Source organism: Aquidulcibacter sp. (genome assembly GCF_020253525.1).
Lineage (GTDB): Bacteria > Pseudomonadota > Alphaproteobacteria > Caulobacterales > Aquidulcibacteraceae > Aquidulcibacter.
Genome location: NZ_JADCBK010000144.1, coordinates 1 through 6,750, shown reverse-complemented (window position 1 = coordinate 6,750; position 6,750 = coordinate 1). Strand labels below are relative to the sequence as shown.

Annotated in this window: 7 protein-coding genes; 2 read left to right on the top strand and 5 right to left on the bottom strand. The window is 58.4% G+C overall.

Translation table 11 applies throughout. The annotated features are described in order from the left end of the window. Together IOB61_RS14995 and IOB61_RS14990 are read left to right on the top strand one after the other, a co-directional pair. The coding region (locus tag IOB61_RS14995; RefSeq protein ID WP_290818487.1) for a hypothetical protein at positions 1–1,161 on the top strand (1,161 nt) is incomplete at its 5' end. A gap of 5 nt (positions 1,162–1,166) precedes the next feature. Beyond that, positions 1,167–2,444 (top strand): DUF445 domain-containing protein, encoded by a 1,278-nt coding sequence (locus tag IOB61_RS14990; RefSeq protein ID WP_290818484.1) that lies wholly within the window; start codon positions 1,167–1,169, stop codon positions 2,442–2,444. A gap of 46 nt (positions 2,445–2,490) precedes the next feature. On the opposite strand, the gene IOB61_RS14985 is transcribed toward IOB61_RS14990, so the two are convergent. The 5 genes from IOB61_RS14985 to IOB61_RS14965 form a co-directional block, all read right to left on the bottom strand. Further along, positions 2,491–3,324 (bottom strand): MBL fold metallo-hydrolase, encoded by an 834-nt coding sequence (locus tag IOB61_RS14985; RefSeq protein ID WP_290818481.1) that lies wholly within the window; start codon positions 3,322–3,324, stop codon positions 2,491–2,493. Then, a complete protein-coding gene (locus tag IOB61_RS14980; RefSeq protein ID WP_290818478.1) occupies positions 3,321–4,094 on the bottom strand; it encodes a TatD family hydrolase in 774 nt (257 codons plus the stop codon). Before IOB61_RS14980 ends, IOB61_RS14985 begins: the two co-directional genes overlap by 4 nt. Positions 4,095–4,103: 9 nt before the next feature. Further along, on the bottom strand, positions 4,104–5,159 hold the full coding sequence (locus IOB61_RS14975) for a DNA polymerase III subunit delta' (RefSeq protein WP_290818475.1): 1,056 nt from the start codon (positions 5,157–5,159) through the stop codon (positions 4,104–4,106). Continuing rightward, a complete protein-coding gene (gene tmk, locus IOB61_RS14970) occupies positions 5,156–5,788 on the bottom strand; it encodes a dTMP kinase (RefSeq protein WP_290818472.1) in 633 nt (210 codons plus the stop codon). Before tmk ends, IOB61_RS14975 begins: the two co-directional genes overlap by 4 nt. A 92-nt stretch (positions 5,789–5,880) precedes the next feature. Then, on the bottom strand, positions 5,881–6,750 hold an 870-nt coding region (locus IOB61_RS14965), incomplete at its 5' end, for a septal ring lytic transglycosylase RlpA family protein (protein ID WP_290818469.1).

Here is a 6,750-nt window from a genome sequence, read left to right as displayed (position 1 = left end):
ATCCTCGATGCCGCGATCACCTATCTGGTCGCCCGGCAGGCTCTCTTGTGGTTTGGCCTGCGCAATGGCCGCCGGGCTACGATCACCTTGGGCGCGATTGGCGTGATGATCGGCCTGTTTGGCTATCAAATGGTTTCCAGCACGGGCAGTCTTGGACGATTGGCAGCCGATACCGAGCATCCAAACCCCGCTTTGGTACTGCTACATGATTGGGTTGTGGCGCTGACGTCGCATTTTGGCTGGCTGGGCGGCACGATTTTGGGTGACTGGTTTGGGGCTTTACTCATTCTAGTCATCAGCGGGATTGTTGCGGCTTTGGTGCTGAATTTTGCCGGCAAACGCTATCACCAAGACGTGGCCTTCTTAAATGGTCAAAACGATTATGCCCCCCATAAAGTGCGCAAAGCGCACGCCCAGCAATTCCGCAGACCCGCCCTTTGGATGGTGTTCCACAAGGAATGGTTGAGCCTGACGCGCGACCCGCTTTTCGTCAGCCAGTTGATTGTGCCCCTATTCACCATGGTCCCCTTCATGGGGTTTGTCTGGAATGCGATTAGCCATCCAGAAGATCAAAGCGATATGACCCCATTTATGGGAGCGATGTTTGCGGCTATTACCGTCTTTAACGTCACCATGCTGACCTCAAGCCTCGCGTGGCTTACAGCTTCGGTTGAAGAAGCCCGCGATCTCTTGCAGGCAAGCCCTTTGGACCCGAAGATCATCCTGCAAGGCAAAATCCTGGCCGCCAGCGGCCCGGCCCTCATTCAGCTGGTCGCCATCGCTGCACTTGTAGCCGCAGCTTGGCCGATGTCGTCCTTGGTCATTTTGGGTTTCGGAATTGCGACATGTGCCGGAGCTTGCGTTATTGAGTTTTCAAGGCCACGTCCGACCAAAAGGCCGAAAATGACCCAAAGACCGGATCGGTCGATGGTTACCGTGTTGTTTGGTTTAGGTCTCGGCATCCTTTGGGCTTGTGCGGCGGGGCTTGCTGCCGCTAAACTCTTGTGGTGGTTATTGCCCGCGGCTCTGGCAATCACCATCTCTTATGTGGCTTGGGCAACCCGTCCTCGCGACTTGAGCAGCATACCGGTGTCGCAGCCCTTGGTTGCCGTCACGGTCGGCAGTCCCGGTGGCCCTTGGCAAAGACTGGATCAGACGTAACCTCTATGGCAGAAAAACCGCCTGTGACGACCATTCTGCAAGAAGACCCCGCCATTGCCTATCGACGCATGAAGCGCGTGGCGACAGGGCTGTTTCTGGCGATGACGTTATTGTTCGTCACGACCAAATATTTTGAGGCCTCAAGTCCCATTCTGCCTTTTGTGCGCGCGTTTGCCGAAGCCGCAATGGTGGGCGCTTTGGCCGACTGGTTTGCGGTAACAGCCCTCTTCCGCAGGCCCTTGGGTCTGCCCATTCCCCATACGGCGATTGTGCCCAGATCCAAGGACCGCATTGGTGCAGGGCTAGGCCGATTTATCTCGCGCAACTTCTTGCAGCCAGAACAAGTTCAGCGTCGTTTGAAGGATATGGATCTTGCCGGAAACACCGCGGCTTGGCTCACCGAGGGCGACCGCGCGCGCCGGGTCGCCCAAGGTATTGCCGGGGCTGTGCCGCGCATCTTGGGCTTACTCAATGAAGGTAAGATCGCCACATGGCTGCAGTCCACGCTGACAGAAAGGCTGCGCAATGCCGATATCGCCCATCTTTTGGCCGAGGGCCTCGACATCTTGATCAAGGGTGGCCGGCATAAGGCCATTGTTGACCTCATCATCTTTCATGCCGACCTCGCGATCCATTCAGAAGAAAACATGTTCCGCACGCGCGTGTCGGACAAAATGGACTGGCTGCCCAAGCTTTTTGCCGTGGATGCTGCCGCCTCTGACGCCTTGCTAACCGCCATCAAAGACACACTGAAAGATGCGGCTAAGGACCCTAATCACTCCATCCGCACCCGCATTGATGAAGCGCTCGCCCATCTGGCGCGCGACCTGCGCCATGACCCGAACCTGCGCGATCAACTTCAACGCTGGGTGCGCGAGGTGTCCGACCATCAAGTCGTGCGCACCTATGTAACCAACGTTTGGAATGACCTGAAAAAGAGCCTGCGTGAGCAATCGCCTGAAGAAACCGACCGCCTCAGCAATGCCATTGCAGCCGGACTTGAAGATTTGGCGCGCGCCATTGAACGCGATGACGAGCTGCGCGAGAGCCTCAACCAGCGCTTAAAGTCATGGGCCGTCGAACTCGCCGATGCCCAAGGCGCGGGCGTGGGCACGATGGTCGCTGAAACCATCCAAGGCTGGGATGCCCGCACCGTTGTCGACCAAATTGAAGCCGCCGTGGGCCGCGACCTGCAATATATTCGCATCAGCGGCACCTTGATTGGCGGCCTTGCGGGCCTTGCCATTCACACGCTGTCGATTTGGGTTTTTCCGGCGAAGTAAGGCGATGGGCTGGCCTGTGACACGGGCTGTCTAAACAATCTGCCTCTTAAAGCGCCACCTCAACCACCATTCCATCCACCGCTGGCACGATGTGCTCCGGCAGGCTGGCTGCCAAGGTCGCATAATCGAGGTCGATATGCATATTGGTCAGGATTGCTTGTTTAGGCTGGATTTCGGCGATCCATTCAAGGCTAAGCTCTAAATGGGCATGGCTAGGATGAGGGGTGTGGCGCAAAGCATCGACGATGAAGAGGTCTACGCCCTTACAGGCTTCCAAGCTTTCCTGCGGCAGGATCTTACAATCATTGCAATAAGCGACCGGGCCAAAACGGAAACCCAAACTGTCAATGTCGCCATGGTTTTGCGCAAGGATTTGAAAGTCTAGTGAACCACCTGGCCCAAGGATGGTGAGGGTTTCCCCCGGTAAAGCCATATCTTGGGCATCGAGCAAGGCCGGATAATGGCTGCCGGGTGGGGTTTCGAAAATATAGCCAAAGCGGCGGACCAGATTTTCCCGCGTAACCGCATCCATATAGGTCGGGATGCGTTTGCGCTGGTGATAGACAATGGCGCGCAGATCATCGATGCCATGGCTTTGGTCGGCATGGTCGTGGGTATAGAGGAGCGCATCGATATGGCTAACCTTAGCGGCGAGGAATTGCGTCCGTAGGTCTGGCGAGGTGTCGATCAGAACAACGGTCGAGGTCTCATGGCTATAGGTGCCTTGATAGGCCTCCACCAATAAGCTGCACCGGGTACGATAATTGCGCGGATCAGTGGGGTCACATGCCCCCCACTCCCCGCCTACCCGCGGCACCCCGCCTGAAGAGCCACAGCCAAGGATCGTGACGCGCACATGGGTCGCGGTCGCCTGAGTCATAGGGTCGCCTTATCAAACACAGCGAAGAAATTACGGTCGGCGAGGTCAGCAAATTCTTGTGCCTCCAGCCCATAGAAATCGGCCAAAAACTGGCTGACATGGGGCAAGAAAGCCGGCTCATTCCGCCTGCCGCGCATCGGAATGGGTGCGAGATAGGGGCAATCTGTTTCAATCAAGACGCGATCTAACGGCACTTGGCGGGCGGCCTCGCGCACATCGGTCGCATTTTTGAACGTGGCAATGCCAGAGAAAGAGACATAGGCCCCAAGGTCCAATCCCCGTCGCAACAGGTCTAAGCCGCTGGTATAGCAATGCAGCAGGATTTTAAACCCACCTTTGGCCATCTCTTCTTCCAATAGCCCGGCGGTCAGTTCATCGGCTTGGCGGGTATGGACGATTAGGGGCAGACCCGTCTCGCGCGCGGCCGCAATATGGGTGCGGAACACCGCAATTTGGTTGGCCTCAGAACTATAGCCATAATGGAAATCAAGGCCTGTTTCGCCGATTCCTACGGCTTTTGGGTTTGTGCTAGCTGCCACTAGCTGGGCGACCGTCAAATCCTGATAATCGTCGGCATAATGGGGATGCACGCCCACGGTGTGCCAGACATGGGCGCGCGGGGTAGAGATGGCTTCAATCGCAGGTAGAGAGGCCATTTTGTCGCAAATCGTCAACATGGCATGCACGCCCGCCTCTGCGGCGCGAGCCAAAACTGCGTCGAAGTCTTCGGCAAAGGATTCGTGGTGCAAATTGACGTGGCTATCGATCATGGCGCTTCTTTAATGGATCGGTGCTAAGTCTGCACGAATGGCACGCAGCGCCTCTAGGGTCGCGAGACTTCGGTCAAGATTAAGCGCCTCAACCTTGGTTCTCACCTCACGCACATGGCTCCAGGCTTTAGCTGCCCCGTCCGTACCAGCGCCCGCCGCAAGCCGTGCTAGCAAGACGCTCTCCCCCGGTTCAATCTCAGTTATCTCAAGGCCAAGCCCCGCGCGGCCGGCCCGCGCGAGCCAATCTTCCATCATATCAAACACAGCATGAAAGCGGTCTGCATCGCTGCAGGCCTCAGCAAGGGCGAGCGCTTCATCCAAGGGCGCACGCGGCAGACCCGATAAATGCCGCGACAAGGAGCCATAAAGCTTCGCCGCATTCAAGGCCGCTAAGGCGCGCGCGCGGCCGGGCCTACCAGCCCCCAAGGCCCGGGTCGTCACATCTACATCCGGCAGTGCTTTGGCCATGGCTTCCTCAGACAAACATGCAAGGTCCAGCCTTCGGCAACGCGACCTCAAAGTTGGCAACAGCCGCCCGGGCGCATGGGCCAATAGGATCAAGGTTCCCCCTGGCGGGGGTTCCTCCAATGTTTTCAAAAGCGCATTGGCTGCATTCGAACTCATGTCATCGGCACAATCGACAATGCCGACCCGTGCGCCCCCTGCCCCATCCGACGTCATGGTGAAAAAGTGGGTGAGATCACGGATAGCCGCAACGGTCACATCGCGCTTGATCTCGCCCTTTTCGGGGTCGAGCCGCGTGGCGGTGCGCAGATCAGCGTGGGCACCTTGGGCGATCTTGCGGCTAATCGGATCGTCTGGCAGGCTGGCCAATGGGCTTGTTGAAGCGGGGCTTGCCCCCAAAAGCCTGCGTGCAAAGCGATAGGCCAAGGTGGCCTTGCCCACACCCTTTGGCCCGGTAATCAGCCAAGCATGATGGGAACGCCCACCCAACAGGCTATCAGCAAGCTCTGCTTCTGCCGCTTCATGACCAAACAACTCAAACACCGCACGGGGGTGCGGTGACCCGGGTTCTTGATCGGGGGTGGGGGTATCCTCACTCATGACAGGTTCAAGCGTGACCCCAACAGGCCCCACGCCGCCTCAGCCAGTGCCTCTGGCCCAACCGACGCATCGAGCACGCCACACCGGTGCTTAAAGGTCTCCGCAATTTCCAAATAGGCCGCCCGCAAGGCGGTATGAAAGGCAAAGGCCTTGCCTTCAAAGCGGTCTTCCGTGCCGCGACGGGCAGCCGCGCGCTTAAGGCCGATGGCAGGATCAATATCGAGGATGAGGGTAAGATCAGGTTGGGTTTGCCCCACGATCAGGGCGTCGAGCGCCTCGACCGCCCCGCGCCCTGCCCCGCCGGCTTGGCCTTGATAGGCGCGGGTGGAATCGGAAAATCGGTCGCACAGCACGATGGCCCCACGCTTTAGCGCCGGACGGATTAAGCGCTCTAAATGATCTTCACGCGCTGCAAAGAAGAGACACAGTTCCGATAACGCTGTCCAGCGGTCTGCAGCCCCTGTTACCAACAGCGCACGAATGGCTTCTGCGCCCGGCGTGCCGCCCGGTTCACGGGTCAGTACAACTTCATGGCCAGAGGCTTCTAAACGCGCCTTTAGGCTGGCCAGCAAGGTGGTTTTGCCGGCCCCCTCGCCGCCCTCCAAAGTGATGAAATGGCCGCTTGTCATGCTTCAAGACCCGTCTGCTATCGCGACGGACAGAAGTGACCCGCCCGCCTGTTCTAGGCAAGGGCCTTGATGCAGTCTGGTTGCGCTCTTGTCTAGCGCGATGCCATCACATGGGCACCGCTGACGCCCTGACCCGAAACAGCCTCAGCCAAAGCAGAGGCCTCAGCTTGGCTTTGAACCGGTCCAATCAAAATGCGATAGAGGCTAGCGCCAGTGGCGGTCTCGGTTTCTACAATCTTGGCAGGCCCCACATCGGAAACTTGTGCCAAGGCGCGCTCGGCATTGGCCCGACGCGAGAAGGCACCAGCCTGTACATAGAGGCCCGAAGCCACTTCATCACTGGCGACGCGGGTAGGCTTTGGCGCAGGCTTTTGTTCTGCCATGCGGGTGGGCGCGGGTTGAACCGGGGCTGGGGTGGGTCTTGTCCACTTCTTTTCATCGGCTGGCGGGGTTAATGTAGCGGTCGTTACAACAGGCTCTGGATCAGCTGGGCCGACATAGCGCACGCGAACCTGGGTTGAACCTTGCTCGCGAAAGCCCAAAAGCTCTGCGCCACGTGCGGAAAGATCAATCAGGCGATCTGCCACAAAAGGCCCGCGATCATTAACCCGCACCACCATAGACCGGCCATTGGTCAGATTGGTCACTTCCACCAAGCTCGGGATCGGCAAAGTCGGGTGGGCAGCGCTGACCACATTCATGTCAAACAGTTCGCCATTGGCTGTCGCCTTGCCGTGGAAATCGCGACCATACCAAGAGGCGGTGCCAATCTCGTTATAATCGGGCTCATGGGTTGGAATGTACCAGATGCCATTGACCTGATAGGGCGCGCCAATCTTTTGGAAGGCTTGCACATCAGCGGGTCGCACGGCGGGGGCGGCCTCGGGCTCTGAAGCGCGGATGGAAATTGGGTTTGGCCGGACAGCGCGCTCAGCAGGTGCCGCCTCACGGGGCGCGCGCGT